The 14,736-nt window shown below is 69.8% G+C and carries 12 protein-coding genes; 7 read left to right on the plus strand and 5 right to left on the minus strand.

Annotated elements, in window-relative coordinates; genetic code table 11:
* Position 1: 1 nt before the first annotated feature.
* Positions 2-3,508 carry a DNRLRE domain-containing protein gene (locus QF035_RS20860; RefSeq protein ID WP_307521947.1) on the plus strand — a complete coding sequence of 1,169 codons (3,507 nt, stop codon included), beginning with the start codon at positions 2-4 and terminating at the stop codon, positions 3,506-3,508.
* Positions 3,509-3,537: 29 nt separating this feature from the next.
* On the opposite strand, the gene QF035_RS20865 is transcribed toward QF035_RS20860, so the two are convergent.
* Positions 3,538-3,708, minus strand: a complete 171-nt coding sequence (locus QF035_RS20865; protein WP_307521949.1) for a hypothetical protein — start codon at positions 3,706-3,708, stop codon at positions 3,538-3,540.
* Here QF035_RS20865 and QF035_RS20870 point away from each other — a divergent pair.
* Positions 3,707-4,840 (plus strand): serine hydrolase domain-containing protein, encoded by a 1,134-nt coding sequence (locus QF035_RS20870; RefSeq protein WP_307521950.1) that lies wholly within the window; start codon positions 3,707-3,709, stop codon positions 4,838-4,840. The two genes, QF035_RS20865 and QF035_RS20870, sit on opposite strands and share 2 nt — an antisense overlap.
* On the opposite strand, the gene QF035_RS20875 is transcribed toward QF035_RS20870, so the two are convergent.
* The 3 genes from QF035_RS20875 to QF035_RS20885 all read right to left on the minus strand — a co-directional run bounded on the left by QF035_RS20875 (position 4,827) and on the right by QF035_RS20885 (position 8,832).
* Positions 4,827-7,289: a DUF4132 domain-containing protein gene (locus tag QF035_RS20875; protein WP_307521952.1), complete on the minus strand. Its 2,463-nt coding sequence runs from the start codon at positions 7,287-7,289 to the stop codon at positions 4,827-4,829. The two genes, QF035_RS20870 and QF035_RS20875, sit on opposite strands and share 14 nt — an antisense overlap.
* A gap of 8 nt (positions 7,290-7,297) precedes the next feature.
* The gene (locus QF035_RS20880) at positions 7,298-7,690 is read right to left on the minus strand and encodes a hypothetical protein (RefSeq protein WP_307521953.1); all 393 of its coding nucleotides are present in this window, start codon (positions 7,688-7,690) and stop codon (positions 7,298-7,300) included.
* A 128-nt stretch (positions 7,691-7,818) separates the two neighbouring features.
* Positions 7,819-8,832 carry an aldo/keto reductase gene (locus tag QF035_RS20885; RefSeq protein WP_307521954.1) on the minus strand — a complete coding sequence of 338 codons (1,014 nt, stop codon included), beginning with the start codon at positions 8,830-8,832 and terminating at the stop codon, positions 7,819-7,821.
* A 206-nt stretch (positions 8,833-9,038) separates the two neighbouring features.
* Here QF035_RS20885 and QF035_RS20890 point away from each other — a divergent pair, with 206 nt between their 5' ends.
* The 5 genes from QF035_RS20890 (at position 9,039) to QF035_RS20910 (ending at position 12,240) form a co-directional block, all read left to right on the plus strand.
* Positions 9,039-9,917 carry a helix-turn-helix transcriptional regulator gene (locus tag QF035_RS20890; RefSeq protein WP_307521956.1) on the plus strand — a complete coding sequence of 293 codons (879 nt, stop codon included), beginning with the start codon at positions 9,039-9,041 and terminating at the stop codon, positions 9,915-9,917.
* Between the two features lie 25 nt (positions 9,918-9,942).
* The gene (locus QF035_RS20895; RefSeq protein ID WP_307521957.1) at positions 9,943-10,353 is read left to right on the plus strand and encodes a VOC family protein; all 411 of its coding nucleotides are present in this window, start codon (positions 9,943-9,945) and stop codon (positions 10,351-10,353) included.
* Between the two features lie 174 nt (positions 10,354-10,527).
* Positions 10,528-10,935: a hypothetical protein gene (locus QF035_RS20900; RefSeq protein ID WP_189837261.1), complete on the plus strand. Its 408-nt coding sequence runs from the start codon at positions 10,528-10,530 to the stop codon at positions 10,933-10,935.
* A 5-nt stretch (positions 10,936-10,940) separates the two neighbouring features.
* A complete protein-coding gene (locus QF035_RS20905; protein WP_307531282.1) occupies positions 10,941-11,453 on the plus strand; it encodes a thiol-disulfide oxidoreductase DCC family protein in 513 nt (170 codons plus the stop codon).
* Between the two features lie 10 nt (positions 11,454-11,463).
* The gene (locus QF035_RS20910; RefSeq protein WP_307521959.1) at positions 11,464-12,240 is read left to right on the plus strand and encodes a TetR/AcrR family transcriptional regulator; all 777 of its coding nucleotides are present in this window, start codon (positions 11,464-11,466) and stop codon (positions 12,238-12,240) included.
* 13 nt (positions 12,241-12,253) lie between these two features.
* Here the strand turns inward: QF035_RS20910 and QF035_RS20915 are convergent, their stop codons facing one another.
* Positions 12,254-14,671 carry an MMPL family transporter gene (locus tag QF035_RS20915; RefSeq protein ID WP_307531284.1) on the minus strand — a complete coding sequence of 806 codons (2,418 nt, stop codon included), beginning with the start codon at positions 14,669-14,671 and terminating at the stop codon, positions 12,254-12,256.
* Positions 14,672-14,736: the final 65 nt, after the last annotated feature.

Consider the following 14,736-nt stretch of genomic DNA (forward strand, 5'->3'; position numbering starts at 1 on the left):
GATGACGCGCACCAGGACGGGCAAGAGACTCGGCTGGCGTCGAGCGCCCGGGAGCCGGACCACCGCGGCCGTACTCGCGGCAGCTCTCGCTGCCACCGGCATCGTTTTCGTGAGTCTCGGCCTGGACGATTCCGAACCCCGCGGCGAGGCGGACGGCGTCCGGAAGGCGAAGCCGGTCACCGAAGCCGCGGCCGCCGCACAAGCGGCCAGGACCGGGAAGTCCGTCGAGGTCACCGCGCTGCACACGGCCCGCTCCACCACCTGGGCGCGGCCCGACGGTCTCCTCGCCAAGAAGCTGTACTCCTCCCCGGTCCGGGCCAAGGTGGGCGGCGAATGGAAGGCCATCGACTACGGCCTCCATCGCACCAAGGCCGGCTGGGAACCCAGGGCCACCAACGCGCGGATGGTGTTCTCGGCCGGCTCCGAAGGACGCGGCTCCAAGGGGCGTGAGGAGGAGCAGCGCTCCTCCCGTGGCACGGCCCACCGCGTCTCCCTGCTCAACGGGCTCATGGGCGCTGCCGCAGCAGACGAGACCTCGACTCCCCTGGTCACCCTGACCGTTGACGGCTACGACATTCAACTCACCTGGCCGGGCCCCGTTCCCACCCCGATCATCGACGGCTCCCGAGCCCTCTACCCGGAGATCTTCCCGGGCGCCGACCTGGTCCTCACCGCCGACGACGAGGGCTTCGGCCAACTCGTCGTCCTCAAGAACCGGCAGGCCGCAGCCGATCCACGCGCCAAGCAACTGTCGTACGGCATCACCTCGGAGGACCTGACCTTCCGGCTGGACCCGGTCTCGGGCATCGTCACAGCCGACAGCGCGTACGGCAACGAGGTCGCCATGTCGCCCACCCCACTGATGTGGGACAGCAGCGGCGCCCCGGCGGTCACCGACGGAACGGTCGGAGCCACCGCCCAGCCAACCGCGTCGGAGAGCCCCAACCCCACCGACACGGACACCGGCACACCGAGCGACAGCCCGAGCCCCACCGAGGAGCTCATCGAGACGGACGAGCAGACCGACACCACGCCCGAGACGCTGCCGGCGGCCACCGACGGCCCGGAGCCCTCCGTGGCGGAGTCCCCACTGCCATCCGCGCCGGCAGAGCCGACGCCCGCCCCCTCGCAGGGCGGCCCCGCAGCCACGCTCGGCCTGCCCGGGCTCGACGGCCCGTCCCCCGACTCCCGCGGCGAACTCGTCGAGACCGATCTGTCCGGGGCGAACTGGGTGATCACCCCCGCCCAGGACTTCCTCGTGAACTCGGCCACGACATACCCGGTGTTCATCGACCCGTCGGTGAAGAAGCACACCCAGAACTGGACCACGGCGTACAGCCGCCACCCGAACGCCACCTTCTACAACGGCAAGGGCTTCAACAAGGGCGGTACCCACGAGGCACGCGTCGGCTTCGAGTCCGACACCTGGGGCACCTCACGCTCGTACTTCAACATCTCCTTCGACAAGGACCTCAAGGGCACGAAGATCACCAGCGCGAAGCTCCGCATGCTGGAGACATACTCTTGGTCATGCAGCGACCGCTCGATGAGCGTGCACCTCACCGGCGAGATCAACTCCCACACCAACTGGAAGAACGCGCCCAAGCTGCACGACGGAAACAAGTTCGCGACCAAGAGCTTCGCGCACGGCTACAAGTCCGGCTGCCGGGACGCGTACGAGACCTTCGACGTGAAGAAGGCTGCTCAGAAGCGAGCCGACAAAGGTGAGGACACCATCACGTTCGGCCTGCGGGCCCGCGACGAGCACTCGCAGTACGCGTGGAAGAAGTTCCGGGCCAACGGGGACAACGCGCCCGTCCTGGAACTCGTCTACAACCGCAAGCCGACCGTCGACTCCAAGTCGCTCGACCTCGGCCCCGAGGGCAAGTGCACCACCACCGAGCCGTACATCCGGATGGGTTCCGGCAATCTGACCTTCACCGCCCGGGCATCCGACAAGGACAAGAACCTCGACTACCTCGACTTCGACCTGTGGGCCAAGGGCAAGTGGGACACCACCGGTGATCTGCTGAAATCCATCGGAAAGGTCTCGGTCGGCGGTGACAAGGACACCGCTCTGCGCACCACGAACGGTTTCTCTCCCAGCACCCTCACCAACGGCACGACCTACTCCTGGCGGGTGCGAGCCGTCGACGACGCCAACGCCACCTCCGGCTACAGCCCAGCCAAGACACCGTGCCGCTTCGTCCTCGACACCGCCGCGCCCAAGCCGCCAAAGGTCAGCTCCACCGACTTCCCGAACGCGGACGGCAGCGAGAACGGCTTCGGCAATGACAGCGAGGATGCCAACTGGAGCACCCTCAAGTTCGGCACCGCGGGCTCCTTCACCGTTCGCGCCCTCAACACTGACGTCGTTCGCTACGAGTACGGCTTCAACTCGGCCTCCTACACCGGCTCGCTCACACGTACGTCCGGAACGGCCACCACCGTCAGCGCCACCATCGGCAACGCCAAGCCGCCGACCGCCGGCCCCAACGTGCTGTACGTCAGGACCGTGGACGGCGCGGGCAACGTCTCGCAGCCGACGAAGTACTTCTTCTACGTCACCCCCCGCGACCAGGCTGACGCCCCGGGCGACTTCACGGGCGACAAGCTCGCCGACCTGATGGTCGTCACCGAGGGCGGGAACCTCTCCCTGTACCCCTCGCAGGCCACGAGCGACCTCACCAAGGGATCCGGCGACCTGGACTACTCGATGTCCGGCGCCTACCGCGCCAACCCGGAGAAGGACCCGAACGGGGACGACCTGCCGCCCTTCGTGGCCGCACCCTCCGGGCACTTCAAGGGCGCGCTGATCACCCACAACGGCGACATCTACGGCGGCGACGGCCTCCAGGACCTCATCGTCCGCGTCGAAGGCAAGCTGTGGGTCTACCCGGGCGACGGCTACGGCGCCGTCAACGTCGACAAGCGCCGCGAGATCCTGCTGCCCGACGGAGCTCCCAGCCCGGCGAGCCTCACCCAGATCGTGTCCGCCGGTGACGCCACCGGTGACGGCAGGACCGACTTCTTCGCCACCGTCGGCGACGAGTTGTGGGCCTTCACCGGCTACCACGGAGCGACCATCGACCAGGCGATGCGTCTGGCCGCCTCGACGTGGACCGAGCGCGACCTGGTCACCGCCCAGGACATCAGCGGAGACGGCATCACCGACATCGTCTACCGCACTGATGTCTCCGAGCGCCTGTTGCTGCGCAAGGGAATCGCCGCGAGCGGCGGCGGGGTGAACATGGACTCTCTGAAATCCGGAGCCGCCTCTTCAGGGGGCGCCGACACCGAGTACGGCGCGGCCGGCTGGTCCAGCGCCAACATCCCGCTACTCATCGGAACACCGGACGCCAACGGAGACTCCATCCCCGACATCTGGACCGTACGCTCCGACGGCTCGGTCCGCTTCTACGCAGGCGGCAAAACCGTCCTCTCAGGAGCCGGCACAGAGATCATCGCCCCCGCAAGCTACTGGAAGACCCGCATCGCCATCGGATGACGACTCTGAGGAGAACGGCCGTCGCAATCTCAGGCGCGGCGGCCGTGCTGCTTGCGATACCCCACCGCCCCCGACTGAGCCCACTGGACCATCGAGGAGGCCTCGAACTCGGGCAGGGGCAGGCTCAGGGTGAGGTCAGGGTCGTGTCCGGGATCTTCCCGATGGAAGGGAGGGATGTGCGGGGCGAGGCTGGTGTGCATGGCGAACTTAGGTGAGTACAAGAGGCGTTGGAGGACGGTGGCGGCTGCCGGGGCTGTGGCGGCCGTGCTGGTGGTGGGGACCGTGCCGGCTGTGGCCGCGGATCCCGGGCACGGGGTGGTCCGTGGTGACCGGGGGCTCGACAAGGAGGCGCTGCGGGCAGCCCTCGCCGGGCTGCCCGATGAGAACGTGACGGGTGGGCTGATCCGGATGTCCGGAACGGACGGCCGCTGGTCGGGCACGGCCGGCCCGTCCGTGCCGTCCGCCGACGCGCACTTCAGGATCGGCAGTGTCACGAAGATCTTCACGTCGACCGTGCTGCTCCAACTGGCCGCCGAGGGACGGCTGACCCTGGACGACACGGTGCAGGAGTTGATGCCGGGCCTTCTGCCGGCCGGCTACTTCCCCGTCACCGTGGGCCAGTTGCTCAGCCACACCAGCGGCCTGCAGATCATGACCTGCGCCACGGAGGACATGTCACCGCGCGAGGCCGTCGACGCCTCCCTGGCCTGCGGCGAGCCGACGGAACCGGGCAGGGCCACCCGGTACAACGGCATCAACTACTTCATCGCGGGCCTGATCATCGAGCAGGTGACGGGCCATGCTTACGGCTCCGAGGTTCGCACCCGCATCCTCACCCCCCTCCGCCTGCGCGACACCTACGTCCCCGCCCTGGACGACTGGTCAATCCCGGCGCCCTACACACGCGGCCTGGTGGCAGTGCCGGGCTCCGGCGAGCTCAAGGACGTGAGCGTCCAGAACCCGTACGGGTGGGCGGAGGGCGGCATGATCTCCAACGCCCCCGACCTGGCACGCTTCTTCACGGCCCTGTACCGCGGCCGTCTCCTCCCGCCGGCCCAGCAGAAGGACCTGTTCCGGATGCCCGCCGCGGCGTCCGGCGACACGCAGTTCAGCTACGGCGGGCTCCAGCGCACCGAGTTCCCCGACGGCACCGTCGTCTGGGGCAAGAGCGGGCACGTCCCCGGCTACACGAGCGGCGCCTTCGCCTCCCGTGACCTCCGCCGTGTCCTGGTCTACGCCCTCAACCCGACGGACCGGTCCCCGGAACTGCCGTACGTCCTGCGGATAGCGGGGGCGGCGTTCGACGTCCCCATACCGGCTACAGCTGGCTGAGGATCGTCGGGTCCGTGATCTCCGTGTCCTTGGCCAGCATCATCGCCTTGCTGAGGATGACGGCGAGGGTGCGGTCTCCCTCGTAGGGGAGGTAGCCGGTCTGGGGAGTCGTCGCGGACTTGGGGACGATGCACAGGTACTGGTCGTTCGGGGTCATCAGGATGTTGCCCGAGCCGAGGTGGATCTTGTACGTGTGACGCTCGCCCTTCACGTGCAGGAAGCGGCCCTCCAGGGTGCAGCGGTCGGCTATCGCGAGCCGGGGGATCAGGCGGTCGAGGAGGGCCCGGCGGGTCTCGGCGCTCTGGTTCAGTTCGCCGAAGCTGTACCCCGACCAGTACTCCTGGAAGCGGCCGCCCGGGCCGCCGTCCTGCCAGGTCGGGTCGTTGCCGACGCTCGCGACACCCACGAACAGGTCGACGTCGCGCAGGACTTCGGAGAGGGCGAGGGGCGGGATCCCGGTGAGGGGCAGGGGCTCGACCGGGTCCTGCCCGTCCCGCAGCCACATGCTGTACTCGCCGCCGTAGCAGTGGGCCGAGTTCTCCGGCGCGTCGATCGGGTAGAAGCGGACCTGGTCGGTGCGCAGCCGCAGGTAGCTGCCGGACTCCGTGGTGTCCTCGCCGTACTCCTCGCCGTCGCCCTCGATCCAGTACTCGGCGCGCAGCCCCCACTGGGGCAGCTCCCGGGTGGCCGGCGGAGCCGAGTCGTCGACGCACAGCCGGAGCTTGTTGCGCCAACCCCTGATCGCGGCCAGCGAGTTGAACTGGTGCTGCCGCAGCACGTGCGCCGCGAAACGGTTCGAGTAGGTGCCCGTGGCGCGCTCGGCGTCGGTGAGCAGGTACACCTCGCGGTGGGCCTGTTTGAACGGCTGGGTGATCTCGTGCCGCTCCAGCCAGTCGCGCCAGGCGACGATCTCGGCCGGTTCGCGCCCGACCGGGTGCCAGAGCTCGACCTCCGAACCCGTGGTCACCGGATCGTCGGTGAGCGTGCGCAGCTCGCCGTCGGCGAAGCCGACCGGTCTGCCGTCGACCGTCCACAGGAGGCGCCTGGCGAGGGTGCCGACCAGCGGGTGGTCGATGTAGCGCTCGCGCCAGGCGTCGTACGCCCAGGTGCGACGGGCCAGGAACTGACGGTCGAGCCGCTCCGCCTGCGCCGAGAGCATCTTGTCGATGTCCTTGGCGGCGGCCTTGAGCTCCTTGAGCTCGTCGGCGTGATCCCGCTTCACGGCGGCGGGCACGCTCTTGACCTCCTTGCCTGCCGCGTTGCGCCAGCCGAGCACGGACTTGGTGCCGTGGACCTCGATGAGGGCGGTGACGTCCCCGAGTCGGTGCAGGGCGCGCCCCACCTCGGTGAGCCCGTACGCCGGGACGGCTAGCTCCTCGATCTCCTCCCGGCTCAGGCCGAGAGCGGTGGCGCGCGCCTCCAACGCCACGTCGAGCAGTTTCGCCGTGTTCTTGTACGTCACCCGGGTGGCCAGGCGGGCCAGTTCGGCGAGGGCGGCCTCGCTGTCGACGCGCGAGAGCGCGATGACGCCCGCGTTGGCGACCTTCGGGTTGCGCGGGCCCATTCCGGCGACCTTCTTGAGGGAGGTCTCGACGAGCGCGCCCAGCGCCCGGGCCGTGTCGGGGTGCGGCGGGAGAAGGGACAGCAGCCAGGCGAGTCCGCGCAGGGCGTTGGCGTTGTAGGGGTCGTAGGCGTTGTTGATGTCCGGCTCGTACGTCTGGCGTTCCAGCGGGATGGTGCGCGGGCGGCCGACGAGGGCGAGCCAGGACAGCGCGGTCTCCCTGACCCGGTCCGCTCCGATGCTGTCGATGAGGGCCTGGGCCTGCTTGTCCCACTTGGCGCTCGGCTTGGAGGCGGTGGCCGTGAGGGCGTGGAGGAGCAGGGCCTGCCAGGGGTCGTCGTCCGAGCCGGTGAGCTGCTCCATGGCGTGATCGGCCCACGCCTCGCCGACGTTGAGGACAGGGGTGGTGAGCTTCTTGACCAACTCCACGAGGTGCTCCGAGCGGTAGGCGACCAGGGCCGTACGACGGAAGACGGCCACGACGGAGGGCGCGAGCCGTCGGCCGGTCGCGAGCTCCGCCTCCGCCAGGAGGTCGAGGCGCGTGGCGTGCCAGTAGGAGTGCCGGGCACCGAGCGTTTCGAGCTCCGCCAGCCGCTCGGTGGGGAGGAAGAAGTCGTCGGGCAGGTCACGGGCGACGATGCCGAGCAGCGTCAGCACCTTCTGCCGGGTCTCCGGCTCCGTGCCGAGCGAGCGGAAGCGCTCGATGAGCGCGTGGGCGAGCCGGCGACGCTCCTCCACGGGCAGGTTGCGCAGGGTGTCGAAGAGCTCGGACCATTCGTCACCCCAGAAGCCGTGGTTGGCGACAGCGGCCTTCAGCACCTCGTCGGCGAGTCTGCCCATGTTCCCCGCGTCGATCTGGTTGCGGATCTTCTGCGTGTGCGATCGCATCGACGCCATCAGCCACCCACCAGCGCGACGAGCTTCAGGAACGTGACCTCGGTGCCGAGCTTCAGCTCGATCTCCTCGTCGAGGTCGGTGAACTGCCGGTCCCCCACCAGCACCAGGAACCCGTTCCCCGCGAAGGCCTTCAGCGCCAGCTCGGTCTGGGCCTCGGGGTCTATCCGCCGGGGCGTCCGCAACGCGTACCCGTTCAGCACCCGCTCGGTGTCGTTGGGCTGCACCAGCCCCTGGAACACCTCCGGCGTACGCGCGTTGAACTCGGCGACCTCCTGGAAGACCCGCCGCCGGATCAACTCGCGCAGCGCGAGCCGCTCCTCGGCGATCTCCAGCCCCCAGCCCGCACCGCGGTCCCCGCTTGTCGTCTCGTCGACGAACGTCACCATTCCCATGCCGTCGACAGTACGAGGCACCACTGACAATCAGTCACCGCGGGGGAAAGGCAGGCGGCGGGGCCCCGGTTTAAGGGCCCCGCCGCACACTGCGGCCCGTACCGTCCGCTGTGGGCCGTACCGTCCGCCTACCTGCGGCGCCGCAGCGACGGGTCCGTCAACGCCGGCTGCTCGACGAAGTAGTTGTCGGCCCGGTTCAGGTCCGTGCCGGGCGGAACGATCTCGTCGATACGGTCCAGGGTCGCGTCGTCGAGGGTGACGTCCGCGCCCGCCAGCAGGTCGGTGAGCTGGTCCATCGTGCGGGGGCCGATGATGGCCGAGGTGACGCCCGGGTGGGCGCGTACGAAGGCCAGGGCCATGTGCGGGAGCGGGAGACCGGCGTCGGCGGCGACCTTCTTGAGGTCGGCGACCGCGGCGAGCTTGGCCGCGTTGCCGGGCAGGGCCGGGTCGAACTTGAAGCCCTCCAGCTTGGCGCGCCCGCTGGCCGCGAGGTCACGGCCGGAGAGCCAGCCGGCGCTGAGCGGCCCCCAGGTCAGCGTGCCCATGCCGTAGCGCTGGGCCGCCGGAAGGATGCTGCCCTCCGCCCCGCGGGCCAGGATCGAGTAGGGCGGCTGCTCAGTACGGAACCGGACGTGGCCGCGCCGCTCGGCCGTCCACTGGGCCTCCACGATCTGGTCGGCCGGGAAGGAGGAGGAGCCCACGACCCGCACCTTTCCGGACCGTACGAGGTCGGACAGGGCGGACAGGGTCTCGTCGATGTCCGTGAGCGGGTCGGGGCGGTGCATCTGGTAGAGGTCGATGTAGTCGGTGTCCAGGCGCCGCAGGCTGTCCTCGACCGCGCGCGCGATGTAGCGGCGCGAGCCTCCCGCCAGGTTGGGCTCGTCGCCCATGGGCAGCCGGAACTTGGTCGCGAGGACGACCTCCTCGCGGCGCCCCTTGAGGGCCTTGCCGACGATCTCCTCGGACTCGCCGGTGCTGTAGATGTCGGCGGTGTCCACGAAGTTGATGCCCGCTTCCAGGGCCGCGTGGATGATCCGTACGGAATCGTCGTGGTCGGGGTTGCCGATCTCCCCGAACATCATCGCGCCGAGCGCGTACTCGCTGACCGAGATGCCGGTGCCGCCCAGAATCCTGCGCTGCATGAGTTGTCCAGCCTCCTAGGGCTTCACGTGGCTGTGGGCTTCACATGGCTGTGGGCTTGCTTCACGTGGCTGTGTGGATACCTTTCGACCCTCCCTCCCGACGCACATCCGGACCAGGCCCGGTCCAGCCTGGGTCTGGCAGTACCAGGAAGCGGCGGTGGAGGAGCGGTCCGCGGCCATGGACCCGGCTGGGCGATACTCGGAGCATGGTCACGCGTCCCGAGCCCGACATCAGCGCGTTCCTCAAGGCCCGCCGGGCCGCTCTCGACCCGGCCGGGCTGGGACTCCCGGCGGGGGTCAACCGCAGACGGGTGCCTGGCCTGCGGCGCGAGGAGGCCGCCCAGCTGGCGGGGATCAGCGTGGACTACTACACGCGCATCGAGCAGGGCCGTACGCCCAACATCTCGGACTCGGTCCTGGACGCCGTCGCCCGCGCGCTGCGGCTGACCGACTCCGAGTACGCCTATCTGCGGGACCTCACCCTCCCGGGACGCCGGACGCCGACGACGGGGACGGGGACGGGGACGACGGGATCCCAGCAGGTACGGCAGGGCATCCGGCTGCTGATCGACGCCATGGAGGACGTACCCGCGTACGTGTGCAGCGTGGCCATGGACGTCCTGGCCTGGAACACGCTCGGCGGGCGGATCACCTACGACTTCGCCGCGCTGGAGCCGCGGGAGCGGAACCTGGCCCGGCTGTACTTCCTGGACGAGGAGCAGTCCAGGTCGCTGTATCCGGAGTGGGAGGCGGGCGGCGAGTACATGGCCGCGACGCTCCGCGCCGACGTGGGCCGGCACCCCGACGACCCCGCCCTGAGCGCGCTGATCGCCGACCTGCTGGAGCACAGCGCGCAGTTCCGCCGCTGCTGGGACCAGCAGCACGTACGGGGCCTGTGCTACGGCGTGAAGCACATCACCCACCCGGTGGCGGGTGAGCTGTGGCTGCACTACGAGTCGCTGCCGCTGCCCTCCGATCCCGGCCAGACCCTGGTCACGTTCACGGCGGAGCCCGGCTCTCCGACGGAGAAGGCGCTGCGGCTGCTCGCCACGCGCGCGACGCCGCAGCCGGTTCCCTCGCCCTGAGCGGACGGCGACCTATTCTGACGGTATGTCAGATGACGAGTCGTACGAACTGCTCGGTTTCGACAACGTGCTGCTGCCCGTCGGGAACCTCGACGAGGCGCTGGGCTTCTACGGGCGGGCCGGATTCCCGGTGGCCTTCCGCCTGGACGAGGCCGGGATCGCCCTGCTGAAGGTCGGGAACGAGACTCCGGGCGTGCTGCTGCGCGTGGACGAGGAGCTCGGACAGCGGGGGCCGTCCTGGCCGGCGTGCCGCGTGTGGCTGGAGGTGCGGGACGCGCGGGTGACGGCACGGGCGCTGACCGCGGCCGGGATCCAGCCCCTCGACGAGCCCTTCCCGGTGGCCACCGGCTGGACCGTAGAGATCGCCGACCCCTGGGGCAACGTCATCGGCTTCACGGACTACGGCAAGCGTCCGGAGCTGGCACGCACCGGCTGAGCCCCGCTCGCCGCACCAGCCGAGCACACCCCGGCCCTCCACCCCCTTGCGGCCTGAGCCGCACGTCACACACGCACGCCCCGCAACCGACTTGAACACGTTCAAAAACAGGTCTACATTCTTCCTCGACAGCGCGTTTTGAACGCGTTCAAGAAGTCGAGAAAGGGTGGGGACATGGACCTCACGGTCGTCGCGTATGTCATCTATCTGCTGGTCAGCGTGGCGCTGACGATCTGGGTGGCACGGACGCTCAGCCAGAACGGGCGGATCTTTCTGGCTGATGTGCTGCACGGGAACGAGAAGCTCGCGGACGCCGTCAACCACCTGCTGGTGGTGGGCTTCTACCTGGTGAACCTGGGCTTCGTGGCCCTCTATCTCAGCCAGGACGAGGAGATCGCCGACGCCCGCGGGGTGTTCGAGGCCCTGTCGACGAAGATCGGCGTGGTGCTCCTGGTGCTCGGCGCCATGCACCTGGGCAACGTCTACGTGCTCAACAAGATCCGGCGCCGGGGCATCATGGAGCGCGAGCAGCAGCCGCCCGTGCCGCCGCAGGACTGGGTCGCCCCGGCGGTCGGGGCGTGACCGCGATGGCCACCGCCGCCACCCCGGACCGGGACGCCGCGCGCGTCCCGGTCCGCGGGCTCACCGTCCTGTACGACGCGCAGTGCTCGCTCTGCGGCTTCCTGCGCGACTGGCTCGTACGGCAGCGCCAGTTGGTGCCCCTGGACCTGGTGCCCGCCGGCTCGGAGGCCGCCATGCGGCGCTTCCCGGGGCTCGACCACGCGGTGACGCTCGACGAGATCACCGTGATCGGCGATTCGGGCCAGGTCTACCGGGGCACCGCCGCCTGGATCGTCACCCTGTGGGCGCTCGCCGAGTACCGCCCGACGGCCCACCGGTTCAGTACCCCGGCCGGAGCGCGGCTCGCGCGCGGCGCGGTCCTCGCCGCCGCCAAGTGGCGTGAGGGCCAGTGGGCACGCAGGCACGGCGCCTGGGGCGGAGGCGCGTACTACGGGGCCAACGGATGGCAGTACTCCCCGGCCACGGGGTGGACCTACAACGCACCCGCCTGCGACAGCGACACCTGCGCGCCTCGTTAGGCTCTGTCCCGTGCCAGCAGCGAAAGACAGCGCCAGTCGTCCGGACGGCCCCGCGGAGCCGGAGGGCCCCGCCCGGCCGTCCCGTACGCCGGCGAAGAGCGAGCAGACCCGGGCCCTGATCCTGGAGACGGCGATGCGCCTGTTCCAGGAGCGGGGCTACGAGAAGACGACGATGCGGGCCATCGCCAAGGAGGCAGGGGTCTCCGTAGGCAACGCGTACTACTACTTCGCCGGCAAGGAGCACCTGATCCAGGGGTTCTACGACCGGCTCGCCGCCGAGCACAGGGTGGCTGTCCGCGAAGTCCTGGACCAGGAGAAGGACCTGGAGGCGCGGATCGCCGGGGTGCTGAAGGCGTGGCTGGACGTGGCGACGCCGTACCACGAGTTCGCGGTGCAGTTCTTCAAGAACGCCGCCGATCCGGACAGCCCGCTCAGCCCGTTCTCCGCCGAGTCGGAGCACGCGCGCGTGGAGGCCATCGCGGTCTGCCGCGAGGTGCTGGCGGGCTCCAAGGCGAAGATCCCCGAGGAACTGCGGGAGGTGCTCCCCGAGTTGCTGTGGCTCTCCCAGATGGGTCTCGTCCTGTACTGGGTCTTCGACCGCACGGAGGGTCGCGAGCGCAGTTACCGCCTCGCCGAACGAGGTGCCCGGCTCACCTCGCTCGGCGTCTCACTGGCCCGCTTCCGGGTGCTGCGGCCCCTGGTCCGCGAGGTGCACGGGCTGTTCACGGACTTCCTGCCGGGGATGACGAACGCACTGCCCGACCCCGCCAAGAAGTCCGCGAAATAGCGCCCCCGCGCGGTCAGTTCACGGCGTCCACCTCGTCCTCCGCCAGCTCCACGTCGTACACCAGCGGTTCGGCGCCGACCATCACGTGCCGGGCGCGGGAGGGGTGCTCGGCGGCCGTCACGGCCAGCAGGTACGAGCCCGCGGAGGGCACCGAGACGATGTACGAGCCGTCGGCCAGCGACGTCACCCGGTCGAGCTGACGGCCGCCCTTGGAGAGCAGGGTCAGCGCGGCGCCCTCGACGGGTGCGCCGTCCGGGGTACGGACGAAGCCGTGGATCACGGTCGACCCGCCGTCGGCGTCGGCCACGCGCGCGTGGGGCTCGGAGACCTCCTCCTCGCGGGGCTCGACCGCCAGGTGCGGCAGTCGCTTCTCCAGACCGGCGGGCAGCCACCAGTTGGAGTTCCCCAGGAGGTGCATCGCGGCCGGCACCAGCGCCGTACGCAGGATGAACGCGTCCAGCGCGACCGCCGCCGCGAGCCCGATGCCCGCCATCGCGCCCTCCATGTCGCCGCTGAGGACGAACGCGGAGAAGACGCAGATCATGATCAGGGCCGCGCAGTTGATGACCCGGCTGGTCTCGGCGAGGCCGACCCGGACCGCCCGCGCGTTGTCCTTGGTGTGCACCCACTCCTCGTGCATGCGGCTCACCAGGAACACCTGGTAGTCCATCGAGAGCCCGAAGAGCAGCGACAGCATGATGACCGGCAGGAAGGCGGTGATCGGCCCCTCCTTGCCGATGCCGAGGAGTTCCGTGCCCCAGCCCCACTGGAAGATCGCGACGAGCACTCCGAAGGACGCGGCGGCCGCGATCAGGTTCATCAGGGCGGCCGTCAGCGGCACCACCAGGGAGCGGAAGGCCACCATCAGCAGCAGGAAGCCGAGCGTGATGATCGCCGCGACGAAGTACGGCAGCCGGTCCCCCGTGACGGCCGCGAAGTCCTTGAAGACGGCGGTCACTCCGCCCACGTGGGCCTCGGTTCCGGACTCCGGGATCACGTCGTCCCGCAGCCGGTCGATCAGCTGGTCCGTCTTCTCGGACTGCGGTGACGTGGTGGGCACGACCTGGATCACCGTGACGCCCTGGGAGGGCGGCGCGACGGCGACCTGGGCGACGCCCTCGGTCGAGCGGATCGTCGACACGAGCGCGTCCGTGTCACCGCCGTCCACGACCACCTGGAGCGGGCCGTTGAAGCCGGGCCCGAAGCCCTCGGCGAGCAGGTCGTACGCCTGGCGCGTCGTCGTCGAGTCCTTGTGGTTGCCCTGGTCGGTGGCGCCGAGCCGGATCGACAGGACGGGCAGCGCGAGGATCACCATCACGACCAGTGCCCCGGCGGCGATCGAACGCGGCCGCTTCTGCACGTACATGGACCAGCGTGCCGCGAGGCCGCTCGCCTCGGCCGGCTCCGGTCCCGTCGCGGCGAGCCTGCGCCGCTGCTTGCGGCTGAGGACGCGCATCCCGAGCAGGCCGAGGAGCGCGGGCAGCAGGGTGGTCGCGGCGAGAACGCTCAGTACGACGGTCAGCGAGGTCGCGACGACCACGCCGTCCAGGAAGCGCATGTTCATCACGAGCATTCCGGCGAGCGCGATGCACACCGTGCCGCCCGCGAACAGCACGGCACGGCCCGAGGTGTTGAGGGCCGTGACGGCGGACTCCTCGGGCTTCATGCCGCGCAGGATGCCCCGGCGGTGCCGCGTCACGATGAACAGCGCGTAGTCGATGCCCACGCCGAGACCGATCAACGAGCCGAGCAGCGGGGCCACTTCGGGTACGTCGGTGACATGGCTGAGCAGCGAGGTCGCCATCAGGCCGGTGCCGAGGGCCGCGATCGCGACGACGAGCGGCAGCAGCATCGCGAAGAACGAGCCGAAGGCGAGGAAGAGGACGACCGCCGCGGCCATGATGCCGACCATCTCGGCGATACCGGTGGGCGGCTCCTGGATCCGGGTGATCGCCTGACCGCCCAGCTCCACCTGGAGACCGGCGCGTTCGGCGCCCTGCGACGTGTCGACGACGTCCTGGACCAGCTCCTTGGGGACGCCGTTCGCCTGCTCGGTGAAGGTCACCTGGGCGTAGGCGATCCGCCCGTTCTCACTGATCTGCGTGGCCCCCTGGGCGGCGTACGGGCTGCTGACGTCGCCGACGCCCTTCATGCGCCCGATCTCCTCCAGGGCGGGCTCGATCCGGGAGCGTACGGAATCGTCCCGTACGGATCCGTCGTCGACCTTCCACACCACCGTGTCGGTGTCGCCCGACCTCTCCGGGAAGGCCTTCTCCATCAGGTCGTACGCGCGCGTGGAGTCCGTGTTCGGAAGAGTGAAGGTGTCCGCGTAGTTCGTGCCCGCGGCGGATCCCGCGAAGCCCAGCCCCAACAACGCCCCCACCCACAACAACAGGACCACCAGCCGGTGCCGATAGCACCACCGTGCCAATGTCGTCACGCCTCAACGCTCCTTAGTCGGTCGTCGGTCGGTCCCCCAGGTCCTGCGGCTCAGCA

The organism is Streptomyces umbrinus, assembly GCF_030817415.1.
Lineage (GTDB): Bacteria > Actinomycetota > Actinomycetes > Streptomycetales > Streptomycetaceae > Streptomyces > Streptomyces umbrinus_A.

What these genes read in the sequence shown, in the direction of transcription:
- QF035_RS20870 (WP_307521950.1), top strand. Translation starts at nt 3,707, where the DNA reads ATGGCGAACTTAGGTGAGTACAAGAGGCGTTGGAGGACGGTGGCGGCT.
- QF035_RS20860 (WP_307521947.1), top strand. Translation starts at nt 2, where the DNA reads ATGACGCGCACCAGGACGGGCAAGAGACTCGGCTGGCGTCGAGCGCCC.
- QF035_RS20865 (WP_307521949.1), bottom strand. Translation starts at nt 3,708, where the DNA reads ATGCACACCAGCCTCGCCCCGCACATCCCTCCCTTCCATCGGGAAGAT.
- QF035_RS20880 (WP_307521953.1), bottom strand. Translation starts at nt 7,690, where the DNA reads ATGGGAATGGTGACGTTCGTCGACGAGACGACAAGCGGGGACCGCGGT.
- QF035_RS20885 (WP_307521954.1), bottom strand. Translation starts at nt 8,832, where the DNA reads ATGCAGCGCAGGATTCTGGGCGGCACCGGCATCTCGGTCAGCGAGTAC.
- QF035_RS20905 (WP_307531282.1), top strand. Translation starts at nt 10,941, where the DNA reads ATGGCCACCGCCGCCACCCCGGACCGGGACGCCGCGCGCGTCCCGGTC.
- QF035_RS20890 (WP_307521956.1), top strand. Translation starts at nt 9,039, where the DNA reads ATGGTCACGCGTCCCGAGCCCGACATCAGCGCGTTCCTCAAGGCCCGC.
- QF035_RS20875 (WP_307521952.1), bottom strand. Translation starts at nt 7,289, where the DNA reads ATGCGATCGCACACGCAGAAGATCCGCAACCAGATCGACGCGGGGAAC.
- QF035_RS20900 (WP_189837261.1), top strand. Translation starts at nt 10,528, where the DNA reads ATGGACCTCACGGTCGTCGCGTATGTCATCTATCTGCTGGTCAGCGTG.
- QF035_RS20895 (WP_307521957.1), top strand. Translation starts at nt 9,943, where the DNA reads ATGTCAGATGACGAGTCGTACGAACTGCTCGGTTTCGACAACGTGCTG.